The 15,424-nt window shown below is 47.2% G+C and carries 12 protein-coding genes, 1 rRNA gene and 1 other annotated feature (1 of these 14 only partly in view); of the genes, 1 reads left to right on the top strand and 12 read right to left on the bottom strand.

Annotated elements, in window-relative coordinates; translation table 11 throughout:
• Window positions 1–150 precede the first annotated feature (150 nt).
• The 4 genes from BQ7480_RS03900 to BQ7480_RS03880 all read right to left on the bottom strand — a co-directional run bounded on the left by BQ7480_RS03900 (window position 151) and on the right by BQ7480_RS03880 (window position 4,500).
• On the bottom strand, window positions 151–1,122 hold the full coding sequence (locus BQ7480_RS03900) for a toprim domain-containing protein (protein ID WP_007855988.1): 972 nt from the start codon (window positions 1,120–1,122) through the stop codon (window positions 151–153).
• Window positions 1,123–1,373: 251 nt separating this feature from the next.
• Window positions 1,374–2,615: a primase-helicase family protein gene (locus BQ7480_RS03890; RefSeq protein WP_007855986.1), complete on the bottom strand. Its 1,242-nt coding sequence runs from the start codon at window positions 2,613–2,615 to the stop codon at window positions 1,374–1,376.
• 268 nt (window positions 2,616–2,883) lie between these two features.
• A complete protein-coding gene (locus BQ7480_RS03885; protein WP_013617184.1) occupies window positions 2,884–3,267 on the bottom strand; it encodes a hypothetical protein in 384 nt (127 codons plus the stop codon).
• Between the two features lie 12 nt (window positions 3,268–3,279).
• The gene (locus tag BQ7480_RS03880) at window positions 3,280–4,500 is read right to left on the bottom strand and encodes a site-specific integrase (RefSeq protein WP_007855984.1); all 1,221 of its coding nucleotides are present in this window, start codon (window positions 4,498–4,500) and stop codon (window positions 3,280–3,282) included.
• 309 nt (window positions 4,501–4,809) lie between these two features.
• Here BQ7480_RS03880 and msrA point away from each other — a divergent pair, with 309 nt between their 5' ends.
• A complete protein-coding gene (gene msrA, locus BQ7480_RS03875) occupies window positions 4,810–5,295 on the top strand; it encodes a peptide-methionine (S)-S-oxide reductase MsrA (RefSeq protein ID WP_072541796.1) in 486 nt (161 codons plus the stop codon).
• A gap of 64 nt (window positions 5,296–5,359) precedes the next feature.
• Here msrA and leuB read toward each other — a convergent pair whose 3' ends face one another.
• The 8 genes from leuB to rrf all read right to left on the bottom strand — a co-directional run bounded on the left by leuB (window position 5,360) and on the right by rrf (window position 14,662).
• Window positions 5,360–6,421, bottom strand: a complete 1,062-nt coding sequence (gene leuB / locus BQ7480_RS03870) for a 3-isopropylmalate dehydrogenase (RefSeq protein WP_072541795.1) — start codon at window positions 6,419–6,421, stop codon at window positions 5,360–5,362.
• A gap of 12 nt (window positions 6,422–6,433) precedes the next feature.
• A complete protein-coding gene (locus tag BQ7480_RS03865) occupies window positions 6,434–7,966 on the bottom strand; it encodes an alpha-isopropylmalate synthase regulatory domain-containing protein (protein WP_072541794.1) in 1,533 nt (510 codons plus the stop codon).
• An 18-nt stretch (window positions 7,967–7,984) separates the two neighbouring features.
• On the bottom strand, window positions 7,985–8,581 hold the full coding sequence (gene leuD / locus BQ7480_RS03860) for a 3-isopropylmalate dehydratase small subunit (protein WP_072543887.1): 597 nt from the start codon (window positions 8,579–8,581) through the stop codon (window positions 7,985–7,987).
• A 12-nt stretch (window positions 8,582–8,593) separates the two neighbouring features.
• On the bottom strand, window positions 8,594–9,991 hold the full coding sequence (leuC, locus tag BQ7480_RS03855; RefSeq protein ID WP_072541793.1) for a 3-isopropylmalate dehydratase large subunit: 1,398 nt from the start codon (window positions 9,989–9,991) through the stop codon (window positions 8,594–8,596).
• A 17-nt stretch (window positions 9,992–10,008) separates the two neighbouring features.
• Window positions 10,009–11,505, bottom strand: coding sequence for a 2-isopropylmalate synthase (locus BQ7480_RS03850; protein WP_022354344.1), 1,497 nt, complete (start codon window positions 11,503–11,505; stop codon window positions 10,009–10,011).
• 312 nt (window positions 11,506–11,817) lie between these two features.
• Complete coding sequence (gene pncB, locus BQ7480_RS03845) at window positions 11,818–12,990, bottom strand: nicotinate phosphoribosyltransferase (protein ID WP_022354345.1); 1,173 nt, start codon at window positions 12,988–12,990, stop codon at window positions 11,818–11,820.
• Between the two features lie 28 nt (window positions 12,991–13,018).
• A complete protein-coding gene (locus tag BQ7480_RS03840; protein WP_072543886.1) occupies window positions 13,019–14,347 on the bottom strand; it encodes an alpha-L-fucosidase in 1,329 nt (442 codons plus the stop codon).
• A 204-nt stretch (window positions 14,348–14,551) separates the two neighbouring features.
• Window positions 14,552–14,662 (bottom strand): 5S ribosomal RNA (gene rrf, locus BQ7480_RS03835).
• 98 nt (window positions 14,663–14,760) lie between these two features.
• Window positions 14,761–15,424 (bottom strand) — a sequence feature (mutual gap in cmsearch alignment for this rRNA model is longer than 100) (it continues 766 nt past the right edge of the window).

The raw sequence follows: 15,424 nt of genomic DNA, 5'->3' as shown, positions 1-15,424 counted from the left end.
GCTTCTGCTCTCGTTTGCACAGGGTTTCCAAAGGGATTTCCCTTTGGCTCGATAGGGCGTTTTTAGCGTTACGGAGTAATGCGTGAAGAAAACGCCCTATTGAGCTATGGTATTTCTGTCTAAATACCTTTCGGAAAGCAGACGAGCACATTACAGATGAAATCCCCCTTTCTTTTTCGGTGGCTGCATCATCCGCCTTGCGGATTGGACTTGCTTCTTCTCCTTTATCGGCTCTGCCGATTGGGACAAGGGCTTACCGCACAGGTAGTCGTTCAAGTCCTTATACTCACGATAGTACATTGACTTGTCAAGCAGCCGTTCCCCAAACTTCTCTTTCAGCTTCTTGCAAGTGTTCCGTCCTGCCGTGTCGTTGTCAAGGAAACAGCCGACTTGGGTGTAGGTCTCCAATATGCTTTCCGCTTTTGCAAGATTGGAAACGGAGTTCAATATGATATAGTCCTGTGTGTCCAATCGCGGGTGTTGCGGATTGTTTTCTACTCGGATGGTAAGGAATGAAAGGTAATCCATGAACCCCTCGAACAGGTAACACATACATCGTTGTCCGCCCTGCTGTCGGATATGGGTGATATCTTTCGGGGCGACACATCCCTTGAAGTATCTGTTGCGCACTTCATATCCTCCTGCCATGTTCGGAAAGCCGATGGCAAAATAGGGTTTGTCGGCATTCATAAACCGAAGCTCCCTGCATTCTCTTTTGGCAAGTCCGATGTTTATTCCCCTTTCTTGCAGATAGGCTATAAGAGCAGGGGAGGACAATTCTCCAACCTTTAATCCCTGATAAGTACGATTGTCGGAATGCTGTCTGCCAAAAGAGAACGATGCAGGGCGGATGTATGCTGTCCGCTCCTCTATGCGTCTCAACAGATAGGCTACATCTTCCGAACGGTAGAGTTCCGCTGCCAATGCGAGGATGTTTCCGCCTTTGCCGATGCCGAAGTCATACCATTTTTCAAGCTCGGTGTTTACCTTGAACGATGCGTCCGTTTCTTCCCGTAACGGTGATTTGTACCACAGATTCCTGCCTTGTTGCTTTACAGGCGTATAGCCCAGACTTTGCAGATAGTCCGCCAGTTTGATTTGCTTTACATCTTGGATTGTCATATTACATACGGTTTTGAAGTTGATGAAAATTTGTTGATTTGATGAATTGTCAATGTAATATGTTTATATACAGCCTCGTAACCTCTCAACATCTTCTCAACAAACCGCTCGCCAAAAGAGAAATCCACAAACGGGTGTCGGTGGTCTCTCAACTTCTCTTTTGGCTTGTTGAGATTTTGTTGAGAATGTATATCGTTTATTGTCAGTGTATTTATACCCATATTCAACAATTCAACAGAAAAATGATAGTATTACAGGGATTCGAGTTGCTTCCTTGTGACGGTGTAGAAGCGTCCCACCCTCTTTATCGGCTCATAGTGACAACTTCTGTTGTAATTGCCCTGATAGGTGGTGTAGGTAAGCCCGTTTGGTGCAGGTGTCAGTTTCCAGCACTCCTGCACCACCTTACGCACTTGGTGCTTTTCCGCCTTTACCTGCGAGTGCACCAGCAGTACGACAAGGTCGTTAAGGCAGAATGAAACGCTATCCACATCCATTGCAACCATAATGTCAAGCAGCAGTTCCGACATCTCTATCTCCAGCCGATTGCGGTTGCTACGGATAATCTTCTGCAAGGCTTCTGTATGCAGCAATGTGGGGTTGAACCACATCCGGCTTTCCTTTTCGGTGGACAGTTTTCTGTGTTGCAGGAAATGGAGAAAGGCGGGTATCTCCGCTTTCAGCTTTTGCAGGAAGTCGGTATCATCGGACTGCAAGCGGTCTATCTTGCGCACCCAATAGCGTGTTTCCCCTGCGTCTATGATTACGGGCAGATGCTCGTTGTTGGAACACAGCACGAATTTGGCGAAGAACGCAATCTCATCACGGTCTTTGCCTTTGGCTTCCACCTTATAGGAAAGTGTGGTGCTGAGGTTCTTCAACCGCTCGCTATCCTCCCTGCGGTTGAGCAGCACCTCATCCACCACGATAAGGAGCTTGCCAGCCCAGTCGGAATTGAACTGGCTGCGGAAATCCTCGTTGGTGTTGAAAGTCACATTGTTCTGAAAAAGGGCTTTCAGAAAGTTCAGGAAGGTGCTTTTGCCCGTGTTGCGTTCTTCCGACACCAACAGCAGGATAGGCAACTTCTGAATTGGTTGCAGGTAGAGCAGTTGCAGATAGTCCATCCCCAACTCGTACTGTTCCCCGAAGATGTGCCGTACCAAAGATTGGATATGCGATAAATCGCCCTCCTGCGGTCGGTGGTCTATCGGTTCGTAGAGGTTAAGGAACTTGCCGACCACGGAACGGTAGCCGATGTGTTCGGGTACTGTGCAGAAGCCGTCATACTTGGGAACTCTGCCGATGTAATCCTTGCCGTAATCCTGTCGCAGGGTCTCGTTGTTCCATGCGATGCGTTTCCTTATATACCCTCCGTTCAGTTTGGGCTGCTCCACAATCTTATAGAGCGTTGTCCCCACTCGGATAAACTCTTCCTTTGCCATGCCGCCATCCGATGGCGGTCTGTGGCTGTCCTGTTGTTCGATAGCTGACATAATCAAATGGTTTTAAGTTTGAAAATTACCAGCTGCAAAAATATAATCAATTATCGGATAGGTTGTTATGCAAAACACGGCAGAATGGTGACAAATAGCCCCCGAAACAAAAACTTTCAATGGTTTGGGACAGGAAACGGGTTGTGCAAACGGAAAACTCCCGAAAAGCGAATGTCGGATTACGCTTTTCGGGAGAAAAAATCAGAGCGTCTGTCGTACTGACTTAATGAATTACTGACTTACCGAGTGAATTATGTCAGGCATTCAGCTACGAGAAGTATTCGGATTTGGATATACCGTTGGTATTCAGCGAGAAGAAGATGCTTGTTTTCTCTTTTCGCAGGTACAGTATTTCAAGAACGGCATTGCGTACCCGTTCCGCTCCGAATGTGCCGATATGGAAAGCGAGGGTAACTATCGCTTCAAGGTTGTAAACCTCCATACAGCAATTATCGGATACCCGTATGCTTCGCCTTATCCCGTATTCCCTTAAAACTCCGCTCTTGCAAAGAGCCTTCAGCCCTGCACGGAATGTCGGGGCGGTTACTCCGAACAGGTCGCAAAGTTCCCATTCGCTCATGGCGGTTGCGCTAATGTCGGTCGGCATGATGATGTTGCCGTTACCGTCTGTTGTTATGATGCTTCGTTTCATGGCTATGCTTGGTTATGGGGTTACACTTCCGAACGATGCGTTCAGCTTGTTGCCGAACATCGTCAGGTCATTGTCAAGTTTCTGCGTGGTTATCTTCGCATAGATTTGAGTCGTGACAATGTTCGTGTGTCCCAGAACACGGCTCACGCTTTCAATGGGCATCCCCTTGCTAAGAGCCAGTGTTCCAAACGTATGACGAGCGCAATGGTAGGAGATTTGCTTCTCTATTCCGCATTCCGCCATTACCTTTTTCAGCTGTTTGCACATCGTCCAATAGTTGATTTTCCCGAAAACCAGCTTGTCTTCCGACAGATACTTGTACCGTTCGATTATCTGCAAGGGAATATCCAGCAGCTTCACTTGGAACGGGACATTTGTCTTGTGCCGTTTCGACAATATCCATTTCTCACCATTCACCTCCACTATTTCATCCGTTGTGAGTTCTTTCATATCCACGAAAGACAAGGCGGTGAAACAGGCGAAAATAAACAGATCCCGCACCAATGCGAGGGTGGGGTTGTCAAACTCGTGCGCCATGATTCTTTTGATTTCGTCCTCTGTCAGATACTCCCGTTCCTTAACATTCGGGCTGATATGGAACTGCGCAAACGGATTTCTCGGTATCAGTCCGTTATAGTGCGCACGCATGACCACCCCTTTCAGCCACATGCAGTTCAGCCAGATGGTGGCGTTTTTCAGTCCCCGTTCAGCCGTAAGATAAGCCGCAAACTCCTTGATGAAGTCGGGTGTAAGTTCCAGCATGGACATGTCCGTCCGTCTGTAGAATGACTTGATAAAGGCTGCGACATAGTTCCTTGCCCTTACCATGACCTTGTACGTGCCGATGCTGCGGTCTTTACCGACACGTTTCAGGAAGTTGGCGCAATCCTTGTCAAAAGCCTTTATCAGTGTCTCATACTCGCTTCCTACCCCTTGGTAGGCATTGCGCACCATTTCAGCCGTTACGTATGCCTCTCGGTCGGATATGCGCTGATAGTGCTTGATGATTTGCGCCTTGATGTTGTCCAATGCCAGATTGACGTTCCGTGCTTCGGCACTCTTGCCTTTGGCTCGGTTGCCTTTCGCATCCCAAAGGGTTTTCGGGATGGTCTGCTTGCAGCTGAACTGTGCCACAGTACCGTTGATTGTCACTCGTCCCATGATGGGGACAATACCGTCTTTCTCCTTGCTGCCGTTCACGTAGAACAGCACTTTGAATGTACTTCTTGCCATACTCGTTTTTTTTTTGTTTGCAAAGTTAAATATCAACGAGTTAGACCTTGATATGCAAATCGGTGACAAACGGTGCAATAGCATCTCCCATATGTTAAATCTTACTCTTTCACGGGTAATGATTTGCAAACCATTCTTCTTCTTAAATCCGCTTTTCTTTGCGTTTTCCGCTTTTTCGGCTTGTCATCATTTGACACCGTAACAACTCTGATATTAAGTCGTTTAGTGTCATTTCACCCGTTTTTCGAGGTTATTCCAGAGATTTTTTGTAAGTTTGAACAATCATTTATACATAAAAGCAAGAAAATTATGAAAACCGAAAAAGCGATTTTTGCCTGTGGATGCTTCTGGGGTGTCCAGCACCAGATGGAACGTGCTACAGGAGTGATACGTACTACCGTAGGATATACAGGAGGACACAAGGAAAACCCCACTTACCCGGAAGTAAAAGCCCATACTACCGGACATGCGGAAGCGGTGCTTGTGGAATACGATGCCACAAAAACCACTTATACCGATTTGTGTAAACTGTTTTTTGAGATACATGATCCGGCACAAACCGACGGACAAGGCCCAGATATCGGCCCGCAATACCGCAGTGAAATCTTCTATCTGGACGAAGAACAAAAGCGGCAGGCCGAAAAAGTCATTCAGATTTTGAAAGATAAAGGCTATGAGGTACACACCCGGCTTACCCCTGCCACCACCTTCTGGCCCGCAGAAGAATATCACCAACATTATTATGACAAGACCGGCGGGGAACCCTATTGCCACATCCGGGTCAAAAAATTCTAAAACAAAAAGAGGGAGCTTCCACACGGAAAATCCCTCTTTCTATTTCTTTTTCAGCTCAATCCAATCAAGCCTTCTTGATGTAATCTACAATCCAGGCACCCACTTCTTTCGTACCGTATTTGGCTCCACCTTCCACTTGAATTTCCGGTGTACGCACGTTGGCATCCAATGAAGCATCTACTGCCCGACGAATAAGCGCTCCTTCTTCCTTGCAGTCGAAATATTCAAACAACATGGCAACCGACAGAATCTGTGCCAACGGGTTGGCGATGTTCAAGCCCTTTGCCTGTGGCCAGGAACCATGAATCGGTTCGAATACCGGAGTACTCTCACCAGTAGAAGCAGAAGGAAGCAAACCCATTGAACCGCTGATGACAGAGCCCTCATCGGTCAGGATATCTCCGAATGTATTTTCCGTCACCATGACATCAAAGAACTTCGGTTCCTGAATCATCTTCATGGCGGCATTGTCTACGAACATATAATCGGTCGTCACTTCCGGATACTGAGGAGCCATCTCTTGGGCAATCTGACGCCACAAACGGGAAGAAGCCAACACATTGGCCTTATCTACTACCGTCAGGTGCTTCCGACGTTTCATGGCATATTCAAAACCAACCTTCAAAATACGTTCAATCTCCGGACGAGTGTACATATTGGTATCGTATGCCTTGTCGTTGTCCTGATATTTTTCGCCAAAGTACATACCGCCTGTCAGTTCACGGATGCAGAGGAAATCAGCCCCATCCACCAATTCCGCCTTCAACGGAGATTTGTGAACCAAGCATTTGAAAGTCTGTACCGGACGGATGTTCGCAAACAGTCCCAGCTTCTTACGCATGGCCAACAACCCTTGTTCCGGACGTACTTTCGCCGTAGGGTCATTGTCGAATTTCGGGTCACCTACTGCAGAGAACAAAACCGCATCAGCATTCTTGCAAATCTGGTAAGTTTCTTCCGGGAACGGATCACCCACTTCATCAATGGCGTGAGCTCCGCAAAGTGCATATTCATAAGTTACTTTGTGACCGAATTTTTCACAAACGGCCGTCATTACATCTACTCCCTGTACAGAGATTTCCGGTCCGATTCCGTCACCGGCTAATACTGCTATTTTAAAATCCATAATCAGATACGTTTAATTTAAATCTTCTATCAAGTTCAACATTTTAATCGTAGCCTTGATGGCTGCTTCCGTCTGGTCGGCATCAAATCCACGGGTACGGAACTCCTTATCCTCGTAATTCCATGTAATCACGGTCTGCACAAAAGCATCGGTCCGTCCGCCCAGCGGAATGGTAACCGCATAATTCACCAGCATCGGAAACTTGCGGCCCAGCGTATTTTTATAAATCTTACGCAACGCACGCACGAAAGCGTCATACTGTCCGTCGCCGGAAGAGCTTTCCTGATAAGTCTTTCCATCAATTTCAATGCTCAGCGTAGCCATCGGTTTCAGCCCTTGAGCCAAAGTGACAAAATAGCTGAGCAATTTCACCTTGTTCTGTATCCCGTCGTGCTTGAGCACGTCACTGATGATATACGGCAAATCTTCCGGAGTAACCTGTTCCTTGCGGTCGCCCAACTCAATGATGCGGTTGGTCACCTTCTTCATCGATTCTTCATCCAGTTCAAGCCCCATGCTTTCCAGGTTCTTGCGGATATTGGCTTTTCCGGAATTCTTTCCCAAGGCATATTCCCGTACACGCCCGAAGCGCTCCGGGAGCAAATCGTTGAAGTACAACTTGTTCTTATTGTCTCCATCGGCATGTACGCCTGCCACCTGTGTAAAGACACTTTCACCCACAATCGGTTTGTTGGCCGGAATCGTCACACCGGAATAAGACTCTACCACGCGGCTCACATCGTTCAGCCGGCTCTCGTCAATGTGGGTAATCGCATGAAAATGATCTTTCAAGATGGCCTGCACACTGGCCAACGGAGCATTACCAGCCCGTTCGCCCAATCCGTTGATGGTGGTATGCAATCCTTTTACCCCACTCAACACAGCTGCCAGCACGTTGCTCACTGCCAAATCATAATCATTATGGGCATGAAAATCAAAATGCAGGTCGGGATACCGTTTTTTCATCTTGCGCATGTATTCAATCACCTGCAACGGATTGAGAATTCCCAGTGTATCCGGCAACATAAAGCGCTTGATGCCACTGTCCTTCAAATCGTCCATCAGCCCAAACACATACTCAGGAGAGTCCTTGATTCCGTTACTCCAGTCTTCCAGATACAAATTGACATCCATATCATTCGCCAAAGCATAATCCACCACCTGGTGGATATCAGCCAGATGCTCCGAAAGCGTCTTTTTCAACTGATAACGGCAATGCTTTTCCGAACCTTTTGCCAACAGATTGATGACCCGGCATCCTGCACGATGAATCCAGTCCACAGAAACGGTTCCATCCACAAATCCCAGTACCTCCACCCGCTGCAACAGGCCACGGCGTGCCGCCCAGTCACAAATCATTTTTACCGCGTTGAACTCACCATCCGACACACGGGCAGAAGCCACCTCTATCCGGTCTACTTTCAGGTCTTCCAGCAGCAGACGGGCTATCATCAGTTTCTCATGAGGCACAAACGAAACGCCACTGGTCTGTTCACCGTCGCGCAACGTAGTGTCCATTATTTCTATTCTCGGATGATTATTCATATTCTTGTCTTCCGCCGGTTAGTTACGTGCCTTTTCAAAGGCTTCTATCTTATCTTTGTTTTCTACCAAAAAGTCAATGTCATCCAGCCCGTTCATCAAACAATGTTTCTTATAGGCATTGATTTCAAACTTTTCAGACTTACCGGTCGCTTTATTGGTAATAGTCTGCTCCGGCAGATTTACTTCTACTTCTGTTTTCGGATCGGCATAAATCGAGTCAAACAATTCTTTCAAGAATCTCTCACTTACCACCACCGGAAGCACGAAGTTGTTCAATTCATTGTTCTTGTGAATGTCGGCAAAAAAGCTGGACACCACCACTCTGAAACCATATCCGGCAATCGCCCATGCCGCATGTTCACGGCTGGAGCCACTACCGAAATTCTTTCCGGCCACCAGAATCTGTCCACTGTACTTCGGATTGTTCAACACAAAATCCTTGTTCAACGAACCATCCGGATTATAACGCCAGTCGCGGAACAAATTGTCACCAAAAAACTTTTCATCACGGGTCGTCGCTTTCAGAAAACGTGCCGGAATAATCTGGTCCGTATCCACATTTTCCAAAGGCAAAGGAATACAAGTACTTGTTATGATATTGAATTTCTGTTTCATGACACTCATTTTTTACATTAACGTTCTCGGATCTGTTATCACACCGGTTACGGCAGCGGCTGCCGCTGTCAACGGACTGGCCAGCAACGTACGGGAACCTGGTCCCTGACGTCCTTCAAAGTTACGGTTACTGGTAGACACGGAATACTTTCCTGCCGGAATCTTGTCGTCGTTCATGGCCAGACAGGCACTGCATCCCGGCTGACGGATTTCAAAACCCGCTTCTTCCAGAACTTTATCCAGTCCTTCCTGCCGAATCTGTTCATCCACCATCCACGAGCCCGGCACCAGCCACGCCGTAATATGGTCAGCTTTCTTACGTCCTTTCACGATAGAAGCGAAGGCCCGGAAGTCCTCAATACGTCCGTTAGTACAAGCTCCCAAGAACACATAATCCACTTTCTTGCCCAACAGACTTTCACCCGGCTGGAAACCCATGTAATGCAAGGATTTTTCAAACGAACCCTTTTCCACGTCACTCATACCTTCTGTAGTGGGGATATGAGCCGTAATGGCCATACCCATTCCCGGATTGGTACCATAAGTAATCATCGGCTGGATATCTGCCGCATCAAAACGAACCTCCTTGTCGAACACGGCATCGTCATCGCTCTTCAACGTCTTCCAATAAGCCAATGCCTTGTCCCATTCCGCTCCTTTCGGCGCATATTCACGACCTTTAATGTATTCAAAGGTCACTTCGTCCGGCGCAATCATTCCTCCGCGGGCACCCATCTCGATAGACAAGTTGCACAGGGTGAGACGTCCTTCCATAGTCAAGCTGCGGATAGCTTCACCGGCATATTCCACAAAGTAACCTGTGGCACCACTGGTCGTCATCTTCGACATCATATACAAGGCTACATCCTTGGCTGTCACACCTTTTCCCAACTTGCCGTCAATCGTGATACGCATGGTTTTCGGACGAGCCTGAAGGATGCACTGCGAAGCCATCACCATTTCCACCTCACTGGTACCGATTCCGAAAGCAACCGCTCCCATTGCACCGTGAGTAGAAGTATGTGAGTCACCACATACAATGGTCATGCCCGGAAGGGTCAGTCCACGTTCCGGACCTACCACATGGATAATACCGTTCTTCTTGTCCATCATTCCGAAATGCGTCAACCCGAAATCGGCTGCATTCTTGGCCAGCGCATCCACCTGTGCCTTTGAAACCGGATCTTCAATCGGTTTGTCCTGGTCGTGCGTCGGCGTATTGTGGTCCGGCATACAATAGATACGTTCCGGACGGAAACATTTCAATCCACGGGCACGCATACCGGCAAAAGCCTGCGGACTGGTCACTTCGTGACAATACAGACGGTCTATATACAATTGGGTAGGTCCGTCTTCCACCTTCTGCACCACATGTGCATCCCATATCTTGTCAAATAACGTATTAGCCATAAAAATATCTCGTTTAATTATTTTCTGAATTTATTGATACAATCGATGTATGCCTCTACCGAAGCGGCAATAATGTCAGTGTTGGCTCCGAAACCATAGTACATCTGGCCGTCGTATTCCACCTGCATATGTACCTTACCGACATCATCACTACCTTTACTGATGGCCTGAATAGTAAATTCCTTCAAGGTCATCTGACGCTTGATAATCTGTTTCACGGCCTTGATGGCTGCATCCACCGGTCCGTTACCCGTAGCGGCTGCCTCAAAATGTTCGCCACTGATATTCAATCCCAGACTGGCCACGGAACGGACTCCTACTCCACTGGTCACCTGCAAGTATTCCAGTTTGATGTGATGGTTCACATTGCGGTCGGCTCCAGCCAATACCAGAATATCGTCATCCGTAATATCTTTCTTCTTGTCTGCCAGTTTCAGGAAATCCTCATACACCTTGTCCAATTTCTCCTGCGTCATTTCTACGCCCAACACATGCAGACGATGTTTCAAAGCCGCACGTCCGCTACGTGCCGTCAATACAATCGCATTGTCATCGATACCCACATCTTTCGGGTCGATGATTTCGTAGGTCTGTGCATTCTTCAGCACTCCATCCTGATGGATACCGGAAGAATGGGCAAATGCATTACGTCCCACAATGGCTTTATTGGGCTGCACCGGCATGTTCATCAAACTGGAAACCATGCGGCTGGTAGGATAGATTTTCTGCGTGTTGATGTTCGTATCGATATGGATGTCGTGGTGACAGCGAAGAATCATGGCTACTTCCTCCAGCGAGGTGTTACCGGCACGTTCTCCGATACCGTTGATGGTCACTTCCACCTGGCGGGCTCCGTTCAGCACTCCACTGATGGTATTGGCCGTAGCCATTCCCAGGTCATTGTGGCAGTGGGTAGAAATAATGGCTTTGTCTATTCCGTCCACATGCTCCATCAGGTACTTGATTTTTGCGCCGTATTCATCCGGCAAGCAATAACCAGTCGTATCCGGAATGTTTACCACTGTAGCTCCTGCTTTGATAACGGCTTCTACCACACGTGCGAGGTATTCATTCTCCGTACGTCCGGCATCTTCGGCATAAAACTCCACGTCTTCTACATAACGTTTCGCATATTTCACCGCACTGACAGCCCGTTCGATGATTTCTTCACGAGTAGAATTGAATTTATATTTGATATGCGAATCAGAGGTACCAATACCCGTATGAATACGTTTGTGTTTGGCATACTGCAACGCCTCGGCAGCCACGTCGATGTCTTTCTGTACGGCACGTGTCAACGCACAAATGGTCGGCCAGGTCACGGCTTTGGAAATTTCAATTACCGAATTGAAATCTCCCGGACTTGAAATTGGAAATCCGGCCTCGATTACATCTACTCCCAAAGCTTCCAGCTGTTTGGCAACCTGAATCTTCTCAACCGTATTCAACTGGCATCCCGGTACCTGCTCCCCGTCGCGGAGCGTAGTATCAAAAATAAATAATCTGTCACTCATAATAGTATCTTTTTTATTTCCTATAATCCTAAAAAAAAGCCTTTCGCACAAGGAAGTGAGAAAGGCTTTATATGATTTTATTTTTACATCAATATGCACGCGACTCACTTCCCACCGGGCTTTCCAGCAGATTAATCAGACCGCATAGCAAAATATGTAAAAACATAGTGTTCATTGTCAGAATCTTTTTACTCGTTTCTTTTTTGTTGCTGCAAAGGTATACAATATTTTGAAATGAGAAAATAAAAAGAAAGTTTTTTCAATATTTAAACAACAAATTCACACAAACACATGCGATAGGGTGTAAATCTATCATTCAGAAAGCAAACGCAATTCGTGTAGACAGGCTTCTACTTCGGTCATGCTTCCCATGTGCTTGCCCATATCGTCCGACAACTTTACGCACTCACGCCATTCTTGGTTCATGGTCATCTTGCAGCGTGACAGCTTCATGACAATATTAGAAGGCTGATAACCTGTATCATTCGTCAAATTGGTACCAATGCCGAACGAACAGCGTATTTTACCTTGGCAATACTGGAATATCTTCAGCGCTTTTTCAAAGTCGAGCGCATTACTGAAAATAATGGTTTTCGTAGTCGGGTCAATCCCCAGTTCCTTGTAGCGGGCAATCAGACGGTCAATAAACTCATATTCGTTGCCGGAGTCGCAGCGCACACCGTCAAACAGCTTCGCCTGCTTCCGGCTGAAGTTACTCAAAAACGAATCGGAAGTATAGGTATCCGACAGGGCCGTTCCCAAATCTCCATCGTACACATTCACCCAATTTTCCAGGGCCATGTAATTGGCATGCTTGTAACCGAACTGTGCCCCATGAAACATGAACCATTCATGCGGATGCGTTCCCATAGGCAGCATCCCGTATTTCATGGCCAGGTAACAATTGGAAGTTCCCGTACAATAACGGGCATGTTTCTTTAAGTACTCCACCACCAGTTTCTGCACGTCAAATGAGAAACGGCGCCGTGTACCAAATTCAGAGAAAGGCATCTGATGGGCGTTCGACAGTTCCACCTTTCCCGCCAGCTTGTCCAGAATAACCTGTTTGTCCGGCATACGGTTCAGGAACTGATTTTTAATCTCCGATACGATAGCCAATAGGGGGACTTCATACAATGTTACCTTATATAAATAGTCCGTAACGGACATTTGCAGATGATGCTGCTCATCCAGCCAGACTTCTATCTTATTGGGGTCGAAACGGAAAGACGATAGCCATTCCCAATACACTCCCGGAAGGAAACGACAATGAGAAGTCATATATTCCAGTTCCTCCGGTGCCAGTTTCACCATTTCCAGATTATGGATTTCATTCTTCAACGCCTCCAGAAAACCTTCCGTATATTCCGTGTCGTCTCTATCCTTGAACGTAAAGGTTCCCATAGCGTACGGGAAGAGCTTGATATAGGCGTATGAAGTCGTAAACTTATATAAATCAGTATCTAAAATTGTTTTTATCACCATGGCATTCTATTTTTTATTGCAAATATAATCATTCCTTTAATTTCAACGCGACAATACAATCCACAGAAGGCTCCAAATTTTCAGTGTGTAACACAATACCTCCTTGAATTTTTTCCCATTTCACCTTCTCTCCAGTATGAAATAGAACCGAAGAAAGAACTTTTTCCGTCAGAGGCAACGTCACAAACTGGGGCATTTCATCCGTCAGCAGATGCACGTAAAGCATGTTTCCCTTCCGGGTTGTTGTTCCCCATGAGGAGGTCATCACGTTTCCTGCTGTAGTACCATAGATGGTTTCCCCGTTTTCCGACATCCACTTTCCGATCCCTCTCAGCCGTTCAACGGCCACCGCCGGAAGTTCTCCATTAGGCTGTGGACCAATATTCATCAGCAAATTGGCCCCTTTTCCGGCCGCACGGACCAGCAGACGGACCAATTCCGTAACCGACTTGTAATTCTGGTCTTTTATCTGATATCCCCACATGCCATTCATTGTTTCACAAGTTTCCAAAGGCAACCGCCCTACCACAGACTCACCGGAGAAGCCCGCTTTATTCTCACCGGGCAAGTCTCGCTCGAACATCTGGAAGTCCTCTCCGGGATAAGGTGACTTATGATGATTGTTGCCAATCAGGCAGGCCGGCTGTAATTTATGAATCAATGCGTACTGTTCATCCAGCTTCCAGTCGAATCCGTCAGGCTGATCCCACATTCCGTCAAACCAAATTGCTCCAATCGGACCATAATTGGTCAGTAACTCCGTCAACTGATGATTCATGAACTCATAATAAGTAGCCCATTCCCCGTGCGCAGTACGACCTGTTCCATGTCCCGTTCTTCCCAAAGGATAGTAGTCCTCGCGTGTCCAATCCAGATGGGAATAATATAGATGCAACTTGATGCCTTGCTTCTGGCACTCTTCAGCCAATTCCTTAATAACATCCCGTTTGAAAGGTGTTGCATCCACCACGTTGTAATCCGAATATTTTGTATGAAACATGGAAAAGCCGTCATGATGACGGGAAGTAATGCAGATATACCGGGCACCAGAAGCCTTGATAGCCGCGATCCACTCATGCGCATCAAATCGGGAAGGATAAAAGCCAGAGGCCACCTTCGCATATTCATGACAGTCGATATTATCGTTATTCATGTACCATTCTCCTTGCCCGAACATGCTGTAAATTCCCCAATGCAGAAAGATGCCGAACTTATTATCTTGAAACTCTTTTCGCGCCTGCAAATTCTCCGGCGTAGGAACATACACTGTATTCTCAGCTTGTACACAGAAAGCGGACGCATTCAACAATCCCCCGAGGCAAATGGCTCTCAAAAAATGAAAGGTGTGTGTTTTCATATTCATCTGATGAATTAAAAAGAATATTCGCTTTGATTCTATTTTTCAAAGATACGAAAACCACTCGCTGGGACAAACAGAAATACAGATTTTCTGATTCGACACTCCCCAAAGCAGATGCCAATTTATTTAAAAGTATTATTCCCCGTTCCCTTACGGGCAAAAAAAAAGCCCCGAGATATTGCTATCTCGAGGCTCTCTGTAAAACGGCGACTACCTACTCTCCCACTTGTACGCAGTACCATCGGCGTGGCGAAGCTTAACTTCTCTGTTCGGAATGGGAAGAGGTGGAACCTTCGCGCCATAGTCACCTTAATATCCTTATTTCATCATGACTCACAAGCAAGCAATCCCAGCACTCGGCTGAACGTATATATCATCCTTTGATGCTTTTTCCATCCGCCCTGCGCGGATAAGGAAAGCCTTCGGGCAATTAGTAATGCTCGGCTTTGCTGTCTCCAGCTTTACACCTGCATCCTATCAACGTTGTCGTCTTCAACGACCCTGAGAAATCTAATCTTGTGGCCGGCTTCGCACTTAGATGCTTTCAGCGCTTATCCGATCCCGACTTAGATACCCGGCGATGCGCCTGGCGGCACAACCGGTAAACCAGAGGTCGGTCCAACACGGTCCTCTCGTACTAGTGTCAGAGCCACGCAAATTTCATACGCCCACGATAGATAGAGACCGAACTGTCTCACGACGTTCTGAACCCAGCTCGCGTGCCACTTTAATGGGCGAACAGCCCAACCCTTGGGACCTTCTCCAGCCCCAGGATGTGACGAGCCGACATCGAGGTGCCAAACCACTCCGTCGATATGAGCTCTTGGGAGGGATCAGCCTGTTATCCCCGGAGTACCTTTTATCCTTTGAGCGATGTCCCTTCCATACGGAAACACCGGATCACTATGCTCTAGTTTCCTACCTGCTCGACTTGTCTGTCTCCCAGTCAAGCGCCCTTATGCCATTACACTCTGCGGACGGTTACCGATCGTCCTGAGGGCACCTTTAGAAGCCTCCGTTACGCTTTTGGAGGCGACCACCCCAGTCAAACTACCCACCAAGCAATGTCCTCCT

Source organism: Bacteroides mediterraneensis (assembly GCF_900128455.1).
GTDB classification, from domain to species: domain Bacteria; phylum Bacteroidota; class Bacteroidia; order Bacteroidales; family Bacteroidaceae; genus Phocaeicola; species Phocaeicola mediterraneensis.
The sequence above is the reverse complement of the archived record's forward strand: the minus strand, read 5'-3'. Positions and strand labels throughout refer to the sequence as shown.

Bases quoted from the DNA above. Each gene is read 5' to 3' on its own strand.
- BQ7480_RS03850 (WP_022354344.1), bottom strand. From the start codon at position 11,505: ATGAGTGACAGATTATTTATTTTTGATACTACGCTCCGCGACGGGGAG.
- leuB (WP_072541795.1), bottom strand. From the start codon at position 6,421: ATGGATTTTAAAATAGCAGTATTAGCCGGTGACGGAATCGGACCGGAA.
- BQ7480_RS03885 (WP_013617184.1), bottom strand. From the start codon at position 3,267: ATGAAACGAAGCATCATAACAACAGACGGTAACGGCAACATCATCATG.
- pncB (WP_022354345.1), bottom strand. From the start codon at position 12,990: ATGGTGATAAAAACAATTTTAGATACTGATTTATATAAGTTTACGACT.
- leuC (WP_072541793.1), bottom strand. From the start codon at position 9,991: ATGGCTAATACGTTATTTGACAAGATATGGGATGCACATGTGGTGCAG.
- BQ7480_RS03880 (WP_007855984.1), bottom strand. From the start codon at position 4,500: ATGGCAAGAAGTACATTCAAAGTGCTGTTCTACGTGAACGGCAGCAAG.
- BQ7480_RS03890 (WP_007855986.1), bottom strand. From the start codon at position 2,615: ATGTCAGCTATCGAACAACAGGACAGCCACAGACCGCCATCGGATGGC.
- leuD (WP_072543887.1), bottom strand. From the start codon at position 8,581: ATGAAACAGAAATTCAATATCATAACAAGTACTTGTATTCCTTTGCCT.
- BQ7480_RS03865 (WP_072541794.1), bottom strand. From the start codon at position 7,966: ATGAATAATCATCCGAGAATAGAAATAATGGACACTACGTTGCGCGAC.
- BQ7480_RS03840 (WP_072543886.1), bottom strand. From the start codon at position 14,347: ATGAAAACACACACCTTTCATTTTTTGAGAGCCATTTGCCTCGGGGGA.
- msrA (WP_072541796.1), top strand. From the start codon at position 4,810: ATGAAAACCGAAAAAGCGATTTTTGCCTGTGGATGCTTCTGGGGTGTC.
- BQ7480_RS03900 (WP_007855988.1), bottom strand. From the start codon at position 1,122: ATGACAATCCAAGATGTAAAGCAAATCAAACTGGCGGACTATCTGCAA.